Origin of the sequence: Shewanella sp. Pdp11 (genome assembly GCF_002838165.1) — a bacterium.
GTDB lineage: Bacteria > Pseudomonadota > Gammaproteobacteria > Enterobacterales > Shewanellaceae > Shewanella > Shewanella hafniensis.
The window spans coordinates 4,745,933-4,761,589 of record NZ_CP015194.1; the positions used below are offsets into that span (position 1 = coordinate 4,745,933).

Here is a 15,657-nt window from a genome sequence, read left to right on the forward strand (position 1 = left end):
CTCTCTAAAATGCTGGAACCTTTCCCAGCGATGAACTGAATATAGGGCTAAGGCCGCTATGCTGCAACTAGCTGTAAAAGTTGACCACAGAGCCACGCCATGTAAGTCCCTAACGCATAACCAAATACGGCTAACAACACACCAACAGGCGCTAAAGCGGGGTGAAATGCCGCAGCAACAACAGGGGCAGATGCCGCACCGCCGACATTTGCTTGACTACCCACGGCCATGTAAAACAGCGGCGCTTTTATCAACTTAGCCACCAATAACATAAAGCCAGCATGCACTATCATCCACACAATACCGATTAAAAAGTACAAAGGTGTGTCGAGCACTTTACTCACATCCATATGCAGACCAATCGTCGCCACTAGAATGTAAAGGAAGGCCGACGCCACTTTCGATGCCCCCGCCGCCTCTAAATGGCGTACTGGGCTGAAGGACATCGCCAAACCAATGGTTGTGACTATCACCACTAACCAGAAAAACTTAGAGGTTAAGCTGTAATCTTCGGTCCAAGGGTAGTTCGCTTCAAAAAATGGCCCAAGGAAATCGGCGGCTATGTGGGCGATACCAGTGATCCCAAAGCCAACGGCGACAATCAGCATAAGATCGCGCAGATTAGGAATGCGTGCATTTTCAGCGTGATACTTTTCAACTTTTTCTTTTAACGCTTCAATTGCTGAGGTATCGGCACCCGTTCTGGCATCGATTTCTTTCGCCTTTGAGGCCATAAATAGCAACACGGCCATCCAGATATTGGCGACAATCACATCGACTGTCACCATCACAGAGAAAATATTGCCACCGACTACATAGATTTCTTTCATCGCCGCTTGGTTTGCGCCGCCACCAATCCAGCTTCCAGCTAAAGTCGTCATGCCGCGCCATACTGCATCGGGACCATCTACCCCGATTAAAGAAGGCTCGATAACAGACACTAACAGCAAAGCAATCGGGCCACCGATGACAATGCCGACAGTGCCGGTTAAGAACATGATTAAGGCTTTTGGCCCTAAACTTAAAATCGCTTTTAAATCAACACTTAAAATCAACAAGACTAAACAAGCTGGCAGTAAATAACGTGACGCCACAAAATACAGTTGTGAGGTATTACCGTCGATCACCCCAAAGGTATTCAATAATGATGGCAAGAAATAGCACAACAAAAGGGCGGGAATAAAACGATAAAACTTCTGCCAAAAAGGATGACTACTGCTGCTGGTATAAAATACAAAACCTAGAATTGTCGTGAGTATCCCTAACGCCGTGGCATCGTTCGTCACTAAGGCCGTGCTTGTCATGCTAATTTCTCCCTGTTAATACAGTTATTATTTTATTTTTATTAGAGACTTAACCTTTAAGTCCCTGGGTCAAACTTCCATCTGCCCAGTATTATTATTTTGCTGATTGGATTGAACAGTTGATAAATAAGAAGAGCCCCGAAAGGCTCTGCTTTAATGGTAAATCTCGGCGTGCTCATTTAATTCTTTGAGCTGCATCTTCACGATTTCTATCACGGGATCGTGGGGGCTGTTATCGACAAAGTGCTGCAAATCAGCAGCCGCCACATTAATACAACCTAGCTGCTGGGCGATAAAGGCTCGCTCACGATTGAGGTGCACATCATCGCTATGCCATTGCAATAGCAGGCTGCAACATTCCATCGCCGCCTCAAATTGATGCGACACTATGCAACCCGCTTTTAGCTCATGCAGCATGCGCGTCAGCAGTTTTTTCACCGTTGCTGGTTTTAAGTAACTCGCCTTAAGCTCGGCCGCATTGCCTAACTCGCCGCGCACTAACACATGCAACTGGTGACGGCTGAGCTCCTTGCCTGTCAAAGGATCCAGATAACTCACTTCACCGGCAATCTTGCAACGCAGCACAGTATTACCAGGTAGTAATATTGGTTCAAGCTCAAGATCTAACTGCTTCGCCAGTAACATCAAGACAGTTGCCAGCGTAGTGCTATTCCCTTGGCGGCTAATCAAGCAAGTGCCTAAATCCGCCGCCTCAGTACTAAAGTAGTTATCGCGGACACAAAAGCCTAAATCCTCGTAAAACCAATGCAACAGCGCATTAAAACGCTGTTGTTGGTCAACCAAGTAATGACTTAAGACGGCTCCCGCCATTTCAAACCAAGCCCATTTAGCGGCTTCAAGCTTAGAAAATCCAAGGTGCGCACCTACATCCAATGCCGACTCGGGCAATGAAATGCCATCTTGCAGAGTGTAGTTACCCATTAACCCAATAATACCGCTTGTTTAAAATGAGCCAATTTAGCAGCATAAACCAACCAGCCTATCGCGCCTAAGTAAGCAAATACTTTGAACAACTTGTTTCTGTTTGCCTTTATGGCAATCGCACCTAGGACAATGTAAGCAACTACAGCACCGATTTTTTCGGTCATCCAAGGATCCACAAAAGGAAATTGTTGGATCATAAAACACAGGGTTAAACCCGACAGCAATAAGAAAGTGTCGATAACATGGGGCGCTATCTTGAGCAGTTTCTTCTCCATCAAAGCCGATTGGCGCAGATGCAGAACAAAGCGCACGGTAAGCAGCAACACGCTCAACGCGATAAAGGTAAAATGCAGATGTTTAACCGCAGGATATAGACTGTAAAAAGTTTCCATTACGATACTTATGGTCAGTGACAAAGGCGCTAGTTTACCCTAATCCGTGACGGCATACCAATGCCTATCAGCCTGATAGTCAGAGCTAACATCATAAAAAATCAAACGAGAATAGACGATGAATTTAAGCTTAATTAATGATGAATCAACCGAGTTCGCCGATGCCATAAAACAAAAAATCATCGAGTTCAACCAAGTCCAATGGCAAGGGCTTAGCCGTAAAAATCTCGGCCTCAAATTACAAGATACCGAAGGTAAACTGTTAGCGGGAATAAGCGGCAAAACCTTCGGCAATTGGTTGTTGATTGAGTATCTGTGGGTCGATGGTACCCTAAGACACCAAAAAATCGGCACGCGCTTGCTATTAGAAGCAGAAAGCCAAGCAAAAGCGCGCGGCTGCCAATTTGCCCTGCTCGATACCTTAGATTTTCAAGCTAAGCCCTTCTATGAGCGCCACGGCTATCGCGTACAATGGATACAACAAGCCTACCCAGAAACCGGCAGTAAATTCTTTATGGTAAAAGTGTTGTGATGTTTGAGGTTGGCGATTTTAACCTTACATCTGCTTAAACTGACTCTTTAGAAAACAAAAACGCCATTGGCAATAACCAATGGCGTTCGATAAATCGGTATAACAGGGTAAATACCTTCACTTAAAGCAACCCGTTACTCCGCCCATTTACCCATAGTGCATCTGTCATTACTGCCAAAGTCTCGCACTGTGGCGACATTCTCATAGCCCAGTTCGATAAGTTTAGCCCTGAGTTTTACCGCCTGTTCAAAACCATGTTCCAGCAGAATATAGCCGTTAGGCTTTAAGTAATCTCGGGCAGTGTTGGCAATATAGTAAAGATCGGCAAAGCCTTCCTCGGCGGCGGTTAACGCGCTTTGGGGCTCGAAACGCACATCACCTTGGTGCAAATGTTCGTCTGCTTCATCAATATAAGGTGGGTTTGAGACGATTAAATCAAAGTCACGCGACTTTACCGCGCTAAACCAATCGCTTTGAAGAATGTCGACCTGCGGCAGCTTTAAATTCTCACGGTTCGCGATAGCCAAAGCCACGGCATCATCGACTTTATCGACCGCGGTGATTTGCCATGACTCACGCTCAGACGCTAACGCCAACGCAATAGCCCCAGTGCCAGTACCTAAGTCGAGCACTTTGGCATAGGTTGAAAGCGGCATGTTCAAGGCGGTTTCAACCAGAATTTCCGTATCAGGACGCGGGATCAAAGTGGTGTCGTTGACGATAAAAGGCAACGACCAAAATTCGCGCTCACCGACAATATGTGCCACAGGTACGCCTTTTTGGCGTTTCTGTACCATTTGCTGAAAGCGTTTCCACTGTTCAACCGTTAGGGATTTTTCAGGCCAAGTATACAAATAGCTGCGGCTTTTATTGAGGCAATATAACAACAAAACCTCTGCATCCAGATGAGCGGATTCAGAGGTTGATGCTAACTGCACATAAGCCCATTGCAGGGCTTCGGCTATGCTAGATTGATCTGACAAAATTACCCCTGCTCGTCAGCCAGTGCGGCTAACTGATCGGCTTGATGCTCTTGCATCAGAGGCAATAAAATAGCATCGAGATCGCCTTCCATCACTTCGTTCAAGCGATATAAGGTCAAGTTGATGCGGTGTTCGCTCACGCGGCCTTGCGGGAAGTTGTAAGTACGTACACGTTCGGAGCGATCGCCACTGGCAACCAGACTACGACGGGTCGATTCTTCGGCGCTACGGCGTTTTTCGTCTTCAACAGCTTGAATACGTGCGGCCAGAACACTCATGGCTTGGGCACGGTTCTTATGTTGCGAGCGTTGATCTTGGCATTCCACCACTATCCCTGTTGGAATGTGGGTAATACGAATGGCAGAATCAGTTTTGTTAACGTGCTGACCACCCGCACCCGATGAACGGAAAGTATCAACTTTCAGATCGGCTGGATTGATTGAAATCGCTTCCGCTTCAGGCACTTCATGCAGTACAACCACAGTCACCGCAGAAGTATGCACACGACCTTGGGATTCGGTTTCTGGCACACGTTGTACGCGGTGACCGCCGGATTCAAACTTAAGTTTGCCGTATACGCCGTCACCACTCACCTTCATGATCACTTCTTTAAAGCCACCATGTTCGCCTTCGTTACAGCTCATGATTTCGATCTGCCAGCGATTCGCTTCAGCATAACGGCTGTACATACGGAACAAATCGCCCGCAAAAATAGCGGCTTCATCACCGCCTGCACCTGCGCGGATCTCAACGAAGGCGTTTTTATCGTCGTCGGGATCTTTTGGCAGTAAAAGAATTTGCAGTTCATCTTCAAGATGCTCGAGTTTGGCCTTAGCGGCTTTCATCTCTTCCTGCGCCATTTCGCGCATTTCTGCATCGTCTTCTTCCAGCATTTCTTTGGCAGAATCGAGATCGGCCTGCGCTTGCTGATAGGCTTTAAAGCCAGCAACAACGTCTTCTAACTGGGCATATTCTTTCGATAACGCACGAAACCTGTCTTGATCAGAAATGACGCTAGCATCACCCAGCAAAGCCATGACTTCTTCATTGCGCTCGAGCAAGCCTTCCAGCTTGCGGATAACGGATTCCTTCATTTAACTCGCTAACCTTAGTGTTTATCTAATCCAAGCGCTGATCTTAACTGACCGAGAGTATTCAAATCGCCCTGACGACTCGCTGCCGTGAGGGCCTGTGTCGGTGCGTGGATAAGTTTATTGGTCAGGCGATTGGCTAGTTCAATCAATACCTGCTCAGTGTCTGAGCCCTGGGCTAGTTTATTCAGGGCACGTTCTACTAACTCATCTTTTACCGCCATGCTCTGGCTGCGATACTCGCGAATACTATCGACCGACTCTAAAGAACGGATCCAATCCATAAATAGGAATGATTGTTCTTCAGTAATTACTTCAGCTTGCTCGGCGGCTTCTTTTCGAGAAGCCATATTCTGTTCAATAATGCTATGCAGGTCGTCCACTGTATACAGAAACGCGTCATCCAAATCGGCGACTTCCGGCTCAATATCCCGGGGAACTGCTATATCAACCAATAACATAGGTTGATGGCGACGCTGCTTTAGCGCTTTTTCGACCATGCCTTTACCTAAGATAGGCAAAGGGCTGGCGGTAGAGGATATCACGATATCGGCTTTTGGGAGATAATCTGGTATCTGTGCCAGTGTAATTGCTGTTGCGCCAAACTCCTCACACATGCCTTGAGCACGTTCTAACGTCCGGTTTGCCACCACCATAGAAGCCACGCCGTTGTCTTTAAGATGCTTAGCAACCAGCTCTATGGTTTCACCCGCGCCAATCAATAGCACTTTTGTGGTCGATATGGATGAGAAAATATGTTTCGCCATGCTAACAGCCGCAAATGCCACTGACACTGCGGCGGCGCCAATTTCAGTGTCGGTGCGAACTTTCTTGGCAACTGAAAAAGTATTCTGAAAGAGTCTATCTATGGTTAGCGCAACCGTTCCAGCCTCTTTGGCCTTAACAAACGCTTGCTTAACTTGACCGAGAATTTGCGGCTCACCCAAGATCAACGAATCGAGCCCAGAAGCCACACGCATCAAATGCCTGACGGCATCTTGACCATGATAATTATAGAGACAAGGGGCGACGTCCTTATGATCAAGGCCGTGATATTCTTCAAGCCACGCAATAATGTCGGCCTCATCGCCGTTGTTGCAATACAACTCAGTGCGATTACAGGTCGAGACAATAACGGCTTCACCTGAGCGTGTACGACTGGCCAGACTCTTCATAGCGTCATGAATTTTGTCCGGAGAGAAGGCAACTTTCTCACGCAGGTCTACCGTGGCTGTTTTATGGTTAATACCGATTGCTACAAGGCTCATCTGACTCTTTCTAGATTCTTGGCGACTCTCTTAATAAGGGCATTCTACTGAATTGGCCCAACTAAAAACAGAATACGCTTAACAAAACCGAATAAAGGTCTAACTTCTTACCTAAATTTTCTATCAAGAATAGGTAAGGCAAAATTTGTCCCAAGGGAGCAAATCTAAGTGACCGCCGATGGAAATTTTACGTTTGGCATTGGTATTCTTTCCAAGCCCTCGTATCATAAGGACTTTGGTATATCAGTCATAGATGAATAATTTGAAGCGCCTCACAAAAACCATTTTCTCTTGTTTTACCTTAAGCGCCCTACTTTTGCTGGCGGGGTGTGAAACCTTGCCGCCGATGACTGACCTAAGCCCAATCACAGTCACCGATGCGCGCCAAGCAAGCGCTTGGGAATTACAGGGAAAACTGGCGATAAAAACTCCTGACGATAAGCTCAGCGCGAATATCTACTGGCGCCACAGTGAAGATCGCGATGAGCTGACACTCACCACTATGCTGGGTACAACTGTGTTGACGCTTAACTCAACCCCGAACTCGGCCCATTTGCATATCGATGGCAAAGACTTTCGCGACGATAACGCCCAGCGTTTACTCGAGCGCGTCAGCGGCTGGTCCATTCCCTTAGCCGATTTACCTTTGTGGATCACTGGCCAAATTGGCCCCAACGATGAGATCGTCGAACGCGATAGCCAAGGCAAACCTAAACAGCTCACCAATACTCAAACTCCGCCACCTTGGCAGGTCGCATTTTTAAGTTGGCAATCCCAAAGCGGCGCCAGTGTGCCTCATCAATTAAAGCTTGAACGTGGCGATTTACAACTCAAACTACAGCTGAATCAATGGCAAGCTCTTGGCAAGCCCGCGATCTTAGTCGGAGAACAACCTTAAGATGCCCGCTGCAATTTCCCGCAATTGGCCTGCGCCAGCCAAGCTCAACTTGTTTTTACACATTAATGGCCGCCGCGCCGACGGTTACCACGAACTGCAAACCTTGTTTCAGTTTATCGATTGCTGCGACATGCTCGATTTTAAGGTCACTGAAACCCCTGAACTGATTTTGCACTCCAATATGTCGGGCGTTGTCGCTGACAGCGATAACTTAATTCTGCGAGCCGCAAAATCATTACAGCAAACCACAGGCTTTAAAGGCGGCGCTGAGATCTGGCTAGATAAACGACTGCCCATGGGCGGCGGTTTAGGTGGCGGCTCGTCCGATGCAGCCACCACATTAGTGGCATTGAACACGTTATGGCATACCCAATTATCAACCGAAGAATTGGCAAGAATCGGCCTTAAATTGGGTGCCGATATTCCTGTTTTTATTCATGGTTTCGCCGCTTTTGCCGAAGGTGTAGGTGAACGCTTACAAGCGGTAAATCCGAGTGAGCCTTGGTACTTAGTCATAGCTCCCGATGCGCATGTTTCCACCGCTGAAGTATTCCAAGATCCACTTTTACCGCGTGATACCCCGAAACTGGCCATAGATACCTTAATGAGCCAACCTTGGGCAAATGATTGCCAAAAACTCGTCGTTTCTAAATACCCTCAAGTTGCCAAGGCATTAGGCTGGCTGCTAGAATATGCGCCGTCGAGAATGACAGGAACAGGCGCATGCGTGTTCGGGGAATTCACACAACAGCAACAAGCTCTCGCAGCCTTGGCGAAATTACCGTCTGAAATGCAAGGATTTGTTGCACAAGGGATGAATATTTCGCCGCTCATCACGCGACTCAATCACCCTTAAACTACTTTCTTCTAGAGTAACCACTTAACGATAACGCCTCGGGTTCCTCCCGTCCCTACATCGTCGTTACTCTAGCCACTAAAATATAAAGCAAACGCCTGAGGTTCATACAGTGCCCGACATCAAGCTCTTTGCTGGGAACGCCACCCCCAGTCTCGCTAAAAAGATAGCCGATCGTCTATTTTGCAAACTCGGAGACGCAGTGGTTGGTCGTTTCAGCGATGGTGAAATCAGTGTCCAAATTAACGAAAATGTACGTGGAGCCGATGTGTTCATCATCCAATCCACTTGCGCGCCGACAAACGACAACCTGATGGAACTCATCGTGATGGTTGACGCGCTGCGCCGTGCATCAGCTGGCCGTATCACAGCCGTTATTCCTTACTTTGGTTATGCTCGTCAAGACCGTCGCGTTCGTAGCGCCCGTGTACCTATTACTGCAAAAGTGGTTGCCGATTTCCTGTCTAGCGTGGGTGTTGACCGCGTTCTGACCTGTGACCTGCACGCTGAGCAAATCCAAGGTTTCTTCGATGTTCCTGTTGATAACGTATTTGGTAGCCCAGTGCTGCTAGAAGATATGTTAGCGAAGAACTTAGATAATCCAGTGGTTGTTTCTCCAGACATCGGTGGTGTTGTTCGCGCTCGCGCAGTAGCAAAACTGCTCGATGATTCTGATTTAGCGATCATTGATAAACGTCGCCCACAAGCGAACGTTGCGCAGGTTATGCACATCATTGGTGATGTTCAAGGTCGTGACTGCATTATCGTTGACGATATGATCGACACAGGCGGCACTCTGTGTAAAGCGGCTGAAGCCTTAAAAGAACATGGTGCGAACCGCGTATTTGCTTACGCAACTCACCCAGTATTCTCTGGCAAAGCGGCTGAAAATATCGCTAACTCAGTGATTGATGAAGTGATTGTGACTGACACTGTTCCTTTAAGCCCAGAAATGTTGAAAGTGGCTAAAGTGACTCAGTTAACTATGTCTGCGGTACTGGCTGAGGCAATTCGTCGCGTAAGCAACGAAGAGTCTATTTCTGCCATGTTCCGTCACTAGTCTATTTCTGCCATGTTCCGTCACTAATAGTTCCGTCACTAGTAGTTCTGTCACTCATCATAGTCACAGAACGTTCTGACTAATCTGAGTGGTTCCAATGTACAGTGTGCTGTTTTAACGAATAACTAAGCTTGCAGAGCTAATCACTCAGACATAAAAACGCACTCCTCGGAGTGCGTTTTTGTTAGTGTATTTTCTAAGCTAGCTTTTGCTCATCAGATTAGCATTGGCTTTTAAATATTAGATTTTAAAATTACTGACCGCACGGAATAAGAATTCAGCCTGCGCTTTCAGCTCATCCGATGCCGACGCATTCGCATCTGCCGCATGGGAGGATTCCTCGGCGATATCGCGGATCACTACCACGTTCTTATTCACTTCGGCCGCCACCATGCTTTGCTCTTCAATCGCCGCAGCAATTTGAGTACTCATATCCATGATATTACGCACATCGGTATTGATAAGCTTAAGTAAGGCACCAGCACTTGCCGCTTGCTCCGCGCTCTCAACACCTTGTTTTTGGCTCGATTCCATCAATTGTACAATCGAGCGAGTCCGCGTCTGTAAGGTCTGAATAATGTTCGCAATCTCTTGGGTTGACGATTGTGTCCGCATCGCTAAGTTACGCACTTCATCGGCAACCACAGCAAAACCACGGCCCTGTTCACCTGCACGTGCAGCTTCAATCGCTGCATTCAAGGCTAAAAGGTTAGTTTGCTCTGCAATGCCGCGGATCACATCTAACACACTACCAATAGTCTCACTGTCACGCTCCAATTCACCGATGACCGCAGCAGAGCTATTGAGCTGCTCAGCAAGCGACTGAATTTTATGGATAGTTTGCTCAACTTCTAATTGACCGCTTTGCGCATTATCATGCGTCTTACCCGCTTTCAACGCCGCTAACTCAGTAGTTTTAGCAATTTCGTCAATGGTTGCGCCCATTTCTGTTATCGCCGTTGCAACCATATCGGTCTCATTGAGCTGTTGGCCCACGCCTTCAGAGGCAAGCATGGCATTTTCAGATACGCGCTTACAGGAAGTGTTAATCGTCGCGACCGACTCTATCACTTGCTCAATCAATTGCTGGAAGCTACTCACCATACTATTGAAATGCTGCGCAATTTCGCCAAGTTCGTCTTGCGTTGATGCATCGCATCTCAAGGTCAGATCTTTACTCACTTCGATACGAGAAATGATCTGCGTGATACGCTCAACCGGCGCAATAATACTGCGGATAATCAAATAGGTAATGATAGATAACAGCAACGCGATAAAGATAAACACCGCAATACCGACATTAACGCTGCTGCTCTCAGCATCATCAATCGCCTTAAGAGCCAAATTTTTCAAGTCACTCGTACTGCTCTCAGTTTGTTGATTTGCAGCTAAGACACGCGCCATAGTGCCGTCATTCTCAGTCAAACCAAGCTGCTGTTCCTTACTAATTAAGCTTTTGAAATCCTTTTGATACTGAGTAATTAGCTCTGCAATTTTCCCTTGGGTATCGACATCTAAGCTCGAAGAACGCAGTTTGTCATTAAACTTGCCAATATTGGTATCGAAGGTTTCAACATAACTTAGCTCACGACGCAGCATAAAATCTTTTTCGTTACGTCTCAGTTGCAGCATAACCACTTCGAGTTCGGGCTGATTATATTGCTTCAGTAGAGTTTCAACGTTATGCACCGCAGCTCGTAATGCACCATATAAGCCTGTTTTAGGTGTTAAGCCAATCTCCTGCTGTAGCTGCACCACTTCAGAGAAAGCAACTTGATACTGATTTAAATTCCTGTCGAAACCTTCAAGTGATGCCGTCGACACACCGTAATCTTTAAACACTTTCTCTAAATCGGGGACAATACCGTCGATGGCCATGCGGCTTTGTTTATGCAATTCGACATATTTTAAATCCTTGCGAGCGAAGAAATCCTTTTCGTTTTTACGCAGCATCAATACATCGCGCTCTAACTCAAGCACACTTTGAGCGGCATGCGAGAGCTCCGACTTAACCGAATTTGAATGGAGTTGTAATCCAAACATGGCAACTAATGCCGAAATAGACACAGCTGCGCTGAGTAACAACTTTGAGCGGATTAGCATAGAAAGTCCCCGAATAAATAACCTATCTTAAAAAGATAGCTGCAAATTAAGCCTTTAACAGCGCCAGTGTAGCAATACATGAAAAGTTCATATCAAATACTCTGATAGCTTGTTGATTAAAAGCTCACATATCGAAAGCACCTCATTATTTCTAGCTTAGTTCATCAAGATACTGTCGGCATATTTTACAAAGTAATGCGAGTTAACCTTGGTAACGATACCGTTTAAACGCCGATAAAAACATTACAATACCACTTGGTATAAAATGAATAACTTCATAAGCTTAACTGTAAATTTCGCGCGGATTCTACTACAGATTACAAAAATGTTACGCTGAATAATGAATCTTAATAAAATATATTTTTTACGACTCCAAACCTTTTGCTGCATTCAGTGCGTCAAAACTACAACACTTAATAATTATGGCAGGGAATGACAGTGACAGCAGGGATACTCCCACTCAATAGCGCGATGTCTGACTTTGAACTGGCCACCTTAGCCAGCCAAGGAAACAGAACCGCCTTTAAACTGCTGTATCAAAGCCATCACCAACGTATCTATGCCCTATCACTGCGCCTTTGTGGTCATAAAACCATGGCGGAAGACATTACCCAAGAATGCTTTATTTTAGTGTGGCAGAAGTTGCCGCAATTTCGAGGTGAGAGTCAGTTTTCCACTTGGTTACACAGTATTTGTGTCAATCAAGCCTTGAGCAGTATTCGTAAACAACAATCATTCTGGGCACGATTTATCCCACTTGAAAATGAAACTGAACCTATGAGTTCAGATGAAAGTTATAGCGGATTAAACAAGTTGATTTTCAAACTGCCGCAGCGGGCTCGCATAGTCTTCGTACTCTGCGCCATCGAAGGTTATCAACACGATGAAATCGCTGACTTACTTGGCATTGCGGTCGGTACTAGCAAGACCCAATACCATAGAGCTAAGCAACTACTACAGGAGATGCTGTAATGACGTTAACGCCGCTTTCCCGTGAACAACAGCTTGAGCAACTGATCAATAGCGCCCCCAAAGAAATGTCGCCCAGCCATGATCTGTGGCAAGGCATTGAAAAGCGCATGGACAAACCGCTTATGTCGCCAACGCGCCAATCCCAGCACGGCAGACTGTGGGCAATAGCCGCCTCCTTTATCCTTATGGTGGTATTGGGGTATACCCAATTACCCTATTTCAATCCATTAACCACGCAGCAGACAGAGCTTGCTCAGCACTCAGCTATGCCAGCGCAACCAGGGGATGCGGCCTTACAATTATTACTCACTCAAATTGCAGCATCGCACCAAGTGCAAGTGGATAACCTAGAGCAAACAACGAACGCACTAGCTTGGCAGACCAGCAGCTTTAGCGCGCCCGTTGAGCAAGGTTTGGCTGAATTAAGACGGGCGGCAACTCAGATTTACCAAGCTTTACAAGCAAATCCAACCGATAAACAACTTTGGCAACTCTGGCTTTGGGTGCAGCAGCGTGAGCTCGACCTATTACAACAGGGCCAAAAATTACCCATTAAAAACTCGACACAAGGAAATACCCTATGAGTAACCTCAATCTCACTAAAACCAGTCTATTAGTTTCGACACTCTATTTAGGTTTAATGGGCAATGTGTTTGCAGCGCAAAGCATTGATAAACAGCTTAGTATTGGCAGCGACACCCAACTGCAGATCAAAGTCCAGCGCGGCGATGTGACGATTCAAACCTGGGATAAGAGTGAAGTCAGTGTCACAGGCACACTCGATGAATTGAGTGAAGGTTTTGTGTTCGAGCAACAGGGAAACAGTCTGAATATCGAAGACAAGATGCCTCGCCACTATAATGGCAATAATGACAAGGGCTCGCAGCTCACCATTAAAGTACCAAAAACAGTAAAACTCAATGCAGACACTATTTCAGCCAATCTGCAAGTTGCCGAAGCCCAAGGTGAACTCGATTTAAATACCGTCAGTGGCGATATCAAAGCTAACAACCTCAGTGGTAAACCTGAGTTAAATACCGTCTCTGGCGATATCACAACCAAAGCACTTGATGGGAAAATCAAATTAGAAACCGTATCCGGCACGATTCAAGACACTGACAGCAAAGGGGAAATGAACTATCGTCTCGTTAGCGGCGACTTAAATAGCCAAACTCAGGCAGAAAAAGTCACGGTGGAACAAGTTTCTGGCGAAGTGAATGCTAACTTTAGCCTCGCAAAGGAAATCGTACTCAGAACCGTCAGCGGTGACTCAAAAGTATCACTGGCGAAAAACTTCAACAGAGCCAATTTAGAAAGTGTGAGCGGCGATATCATAGTGACGTTTGCCGATATGCCAGATGCCAGCTTTGACTTAGACGGTGGTCCAGGTGGCAAGATCAAAAACACCTTAACCCAAGATGAGCCTAAAAAGCAGAAATACGTGCCACGCGCCGAGTTGTCATTTCAAACAGGCTCTGGCGCAGCAAACGTGAAGATGAATACCATCAGCGGTAATCTGATTTTAAAGAAACAGTAATAATAAAAGCTAGTTAGCACAAATAAAAAATGCCGCCACAAATCAAACTCGGGCGGCATTTTTTATATTAAACTCGTTAGACTGAAGCTATCTCTTCAGCCGTCAAATATCGCCATTCACCCAGCGCTAAGGCGGGATCTAATTCAATTTGGCCTACACTTTCACGGTGTAACCCTTGCACGTGGTTGCCCACCGCAGCAAACATACGTTTCACTTGATGGTACTTACCTTCAGTGATGGTGAGTCGCACTAATTGCGGCTCAATAATCTCCAGCAATGCAGGCTTAGTTAAGCCATCTTCACCGCGCAATTCAACACCAGCGGCAAACACTGCAATCAAGCCAGCATCCACAGGTTCGGCGAGTTGCACTAAATAGCGTTTACCGCATTCTTTCTTCGGTGAGGTGATTTTATGCGACCACTGGCCGTCGGTCGTGATCAGCACTAGCCCTGTGGTATCGGCATCTAAACGACCAGCAATGTGCAAAGTTTCAGGCTTGGGCACATCCACTAAGCTCAATACCGATGGATAGATTTCATCAATCGTTGAACATATCGTATCGACTGGTTTGTTGAGCATTAAATAACGTACGCCCACTAAGGCAATAGGCTCGCCCTCGAGACAAACACGCATATCTTCAGTCACTTTAAAGCCCGAGTCTTTAACGACTATGCCATCGCAAGTGATATCACCGCGATGCAGGGCTTTTTTCGCTAATGAGCGAGTCAGTGGGGTACTCTCACAGATAAATTTGTCTAAACGCACGTTAATACTCAACTTCAATAAAGAAAACTGCCATATTATGAGGCCGACCACTTCAAAGGGCAAAGAATTGCTGCTCAGCACGCGATGTGTTTCTATCTAAGCCCTTACGTATTGACAACAGTCACCCTAGGGAAAGATAACATGACTGAATTCCAAAAGATGATCTCAGGCCAAGAATATGACTGCCTTGCCAGCGAACTATTAAGTTTACGCGCTCAGCAGCAACGGCTAAATCGACAATTAAATCAAATAATTGACCAAGAAAATACAGAATATAGCCAACTCTGTCAGCAGCTCATCCCCCATAAATCTCCAGCCGCAACAATATCTACGCCGATTTTTATCAGTTATGGCGTCAATCTATCCATTGCCGATAAAGTGTTTATCAATGTGAATGTCACCTTGCAGGATAATGCACCTATTTCTATTGGCGAGCAGACTATGGTCGGCCCCAATGCACAATTTTACACCTCTAGCCACCCACTCGATGCCGAGCTACGTTGCTCAGGTTTAGAAACCGCTAAAGCAATTAAGGTCGGTAAACGGGTATGGATTGGTGGCGGCGCTATCATAATGCCAGGCGTCACTATTGGTGATGACGCCATCGTAGGCGCTGGCGCCGTAGTTACAAAAAATGTAGCCGCCAAAACTGTGGTCGCTGGTAACCCCGCGAAGCCGATCAGGCAGCTAATTTGATTGTGTGTAAAAAATGCGAAAGCTAAGTACTCGCTTACCTGAAAAGGCTTGCATACGGTAACTTCGCCGCTAATGGGCTTAAGACTGTAACTGGTAACCTTTAGTTACATATGACTCAAGATAAATCCGCGATAAAAACTGTAATGACCTTGTTTAGATTCCTAGTAAGGCATTAACATAGTTCATTGCGCCTGAAGCAATCCCATTTTGCAAAAAAATAACAGCCCCAATAATGGGCACAATAATAAACTCGA

The 15,657-nt window shown here is 46.2% G+C and carries 16 protein-coding genes; 8 read left to right on the forward strand and 8 right to left on the reverse strand.

The genetic code is table 11. The annotated features are described in order from the left end of the window. Positions 1 to 56: 56 nt before the first annotated feature. From AYJ58_RS20845 to AYJ58_RS20855, 3 genes are all read right to left on the reverse strand, one after another. Positions 57 to 1,304: a DUF819 family protein gene (locus AYJ58_RS20845; RefSeq protein ID WP_106651573.1), complete on the reverse strand. Its 1,248-nt coding sequence runs from the start codon at positions 1,302 to 1,304 to the stop codon at positions 57 to 59. Positions 1,305 to 1,457: 153 nt separating this feature from the next. Then, the gene (locus AYJ58_RS20850; RefSeq protein ID WP_006080264.1) at positions 1,458 to 2,246 is read right to left on the reverse strand and encodes a SirB1 family protein; all 789 of its coding nucleotides are present in this window, start codon (positions 2,244 to 2,246) and stop codon (positions 1,458 to 1,460) included. Next, entirely contained in the window at positions 2,246 to 2,641 is a 396-nt protein-coding gene (locus AYJ58_RS20855; RefSeq protein ID WP_006080263.1) for a SirB2 family protein, read from the reverse strand. The genes AYJ58_RS20850 and AYJ58_RS20855 overlap by 1 nt, the downstream gene beginning before the upstream one ends. Positions 2,642 to 2,759: 118 nt before the next feature. Here AYJ58_RS20855 and AYJ58_RS20860 point away from each other — a divergent pair, with 118 nt between their 5' ends. Beyond that, positions 2,760 to 3,173 (forward strand): GNAT family N-acetyltransferase, encoded by a 414-nt coding sequence (locus tag AYJ58_RS20860; RefSeq protein ID WP_106651574.1) that lies wholly within the window; start codon positions 2,760 to 2,762, stop codon positions 3,171 to 3,173. Positions 3,174 to 3,307: 134 nt separating this feature from the next. Here the strand turns inward: AYJ58_RS20860 and prmC are convergent, their stop codons facing one another. The 3 genes from prmC to hemA are packed head-to-tail and all read right to left on the reverse strand — an operon-like array spanning position 3,308 to position 6,515. Then, positions 3,308 to 4,156 carry a peptide chain release factor N(5)-glutamine methyltransferase gene (gene prmC / locus AYJ58_RS20865; protein WP_106651575.1) on the reverse strand — a complete coding sequence of 283 codons (849 nt, stop codon included), beginning with the start codon at positions 4,154 to 4,156 and terminating at the stop codon, positions 3,308 to 3,310. 2 nt (positions 4,157 to 4,158) lie between these two features. Continuing rightward, on the reverse strand, positions 4,159 to 5,250 hold the full coding sequence (prfA, locus tag AYJ58_RS20870) for a peptide chain release factor 1 (protein ID WP_106651576.1): 1,092 nt from the start codon (positions 5,248 to 5,250) through the stop codon (positions 4,159 to 4,161). A 14-nt stretch (positions 5,251 to 5,264) separates the two neighbouring features. Continuing rightward, positions 5,265 to 6,515, reverse strand: a complete 1,251-nt coding sequence (gene hemA, locus AYJ58_RS20875; protein WP_012090153.1) for a glutamyl-tRNA reductase — start codon at positions 6,513 to 6,515, stop codon at positions 5,265 to 5,267. A 253-nt stretch (positions 6,516 to 6,768) separates the two neighbouring features. On the opposite strand from hemA, the gene lolB reads away from it, so the two are divergent. From lolB to AYJ58_RS20890, 3 genes are all read left to right on the forward strand, one after another. Continuing rightward, positions 6,769 to 7,413 carry a lipoprotein insertase outer membrane protein LolB gene (lolB, locus tag AYJ58_RS20880; RefSeq protein ID WP_106651577.1) on the forward strand — a complete coding sequence of 215 codons (645 nt, stop codon included), beginning with the start codon at positions 6,769 to 6,771 and terminating at the stop codon, positions 7,411 to 7,413. A 1-nt stretch (position 7,414) separates the two neighbouring features. Further along, positions 7,415 to 8,269 (forward strand): 4-(cytidine 5'-diphospho)-2-C-methyl-D-erythritol kinase, encoded by an 855-nt coding sequence (gene ispE, locus AYJ58_RS20885; RefSeq protein ID WP_106651578.1) that lies wholly within the window; start codon positions 7,415 to 7,417, stop codon positions 8,267 to 8,269. A 112-nt stretch (positions 8,270 to 8,381) separates the two neighbouring features. After that, positions 8,382 to 9,329, forward strand: a complete 948-nt coding sequence (locus AYJ58_RS20890; RefSeq protein ID WP_006080255.1) for a ribose-phosphate pyrophosphokinase — start codon at positions 8,382 to 8,384, stop codon at positions 9,327 to 9,329. Between the two features lie 240 nt (positions 9,330 to 9,569). On the opposite strand, the gene AYJ58_RS20895 is transcribed toward AYJ58_RS20890, so the two are convergent. Continuing rightward, positions 9,570 to 11,432 (reverse strand): methyl-accepting chemotaxis protein, encoded by a 1,863-nt coding sequence (locus AYJ58_RS20895; protein WP_106651579.1) that lies wholly within the window; start codon positions 11,430 to 11,432, stop codon positions 9,570 to 9,572. A 438-nt stretch (positions 11,433 to 11,870) separates the two neighbouring features. On the opposite strand from AYJ58_RS20895, the gene AYJ58_RS20900 reads away from it, so the two are divergent. From AYJ58_RS20900 to AYJ58_RS20910, 3 genes are read left to right on the forward strand one after another with little or no spacing between them, the layout of a single operon-like run. Beyond that, the gene (locus AYJ58_RS20900) at positions 11,871 to 12,404 is read left to right on the forward strand and encodes an RNA polymerase sigma factor (RefSeq protein WP_106651892.1); all 534 of its coding nucleotides are present in this window, start codon (positions 11,871 to 11,873) and stop codon (positions 12,402 to 12,404) included. After that, entirely contained in the window at positions 12,404 to 12,988 is a 585-nt protein-coding gene (locus AYJ58_RS20905) for an anti-sigma factor (RefSeq protein WP_106651580.1), read from the forward strand. The genes AYJ58_RS20900 and AYJ58_RS20905 overlap by 1 nt, the downstream gene beginning before the upstream one ends. After that, positions 12,985 to 13,941, forward strand: a complete 957-nt coding sequence (locus tag AYJ58_RS20910) for a DUF4097 family beta strand repeat-containing protein (RefSeq protein WP_106651581.1) — start codon at positions 12,985 to 12,987, stop codon at positions 13,939 to 13,941. The genes AYJ58_RS20905 and AYJ58_RS20910 overlap by 4 nt, the downstream gene beginning before the upstream one ends. 76 nt (positions 13,942 to 14,017) lie before the next feature. On the opposite strand, the gene rsuA is transcribed toward AYJ58_RS20910, so the two are convergent. Further along, positions 14,018 to 14,770 carry a 16S rRNA pseudouridine(516) synthase RsuA gene (gene rsuA, locus AYJ58_RS20915; protein WP_198555710.1) on the reverse strand — a complete coding sequence of 251 codons (753 nt, stop codon included), beginning with the start codon at positions 14,768 to 14,770 and terminating at the stop codon, positions 14,018 to 14,020. Positions 14,771 to 14,848: 78 nt separating this feature from the next. Here rsuA and AYJ58_RS20920 point away from each other — a divergent pair, with 78 nt between their 5' ends. Continuing rightward, the gene (locus tag AYJ58_RS20920; protein ID WP_106651582.1) at positions 14,849 to 15,403 is read left to right on the forward strand and encodes a sugar O-acetyltransferase; all 555 of its coding nucleotides are present in this window, start codon (positions 14,849 to 14,851) and stop codon (positions 15,401 to 15,403) included. Positions 15,404 to 15,657 lie beyond the last annotated feature (254 nt).

What these genes read in the sequence shown, in the direction of transcription:
- AYJ58_RS20845 (WP_106651573.1), bottom strand. Translation starts at nt 1,304, where the DNA reads ATGACAAGCACGGCCTTAGTGACGAACGATGCCACGGCGTTAGGGATA.
- AYJ58_RS20850 (WP_006080264.1), bottom strand. Translation starts at nt 2,246, where the DNA reads ATGGGTAACTACACTCTGCAAGATGGCATTTCATTGCCCGAGTCGGCA.
- AYJ58_RS20855 (WP_006080263.1), bottom strand. Translation starts at nt 2,641, where the DNA reads ATGGAAACTTTTTACAGTCTATATCCTGCGGTTAAACATCTGCATTTT.
- AYJ58_RS20860 (WP_106651574.1), top strand. Translation starts at nt 2,760, where the DNA reads ATGAATTTAAGCTTAATTAATGATGAATCAACCGAGTTCGCCGATGCC.
- prfA (WP_106651576.1), bottom strand. Translation starts at nt 5,250, where the DNA reads ATGAAGGAATCCGTTATCCGCAAGCTGGAAGGCTTGCTCGAGCGCAAT.
- hemA (WP_012090153.1), bottom strand. Translation starts at nt 6,515, where the DNA reads ATGAGCCTTGTAGCAATCGGTATTAACCATAAAACAGCCACGGTAGAC.
- lolB (WP_106651577.1), top strand. Translation starts at nt 6,769, where the DNA reads ATGAATAATTTGAAGCGCCTCACAAAAACCATTTTCTCTTGTTTTACC.
- ispE (WP_106651578.1), top strand. Translation starts at nt 7,415, where the DNA reads ATGCCCGCTGCAATTTCCCGCAATTGGCCTGCGCCAGCCAAGCTCAAC.
- AYJ58_RS20895 (WP_106651579.1), bottom strand. Translation starts at nt 11,432, where the DNA reads ATGCTAATCCGCTCAAAGTTGTTACTCAGCGCAGCTGTGTCTATTTCG.
- AYJ58_RS20905 (WP_106651580.1), top strand. Translation starts at nt 12,404, where the DNA reads ATGACGTTAACGCCGCTTTCCCGTGAACAACAGCTTGAGCAACTGATC.
- AYJ58_RS20910 (WP_106651581.1), top strand. Translation starts at nt 12,985, where the DNA reads ATGAGTAACCTCAATCTCACTAAAACCAGTCTATTAGTTTCGACACTC.
- AYJ58_RS20920 (WP_106651582.1), top strand. Translation starts at nt 14,849, where the DNA reads ATGACTGAATTCCAAAAGATGATCTCAGGCCAAGAATATGACTGCCTT.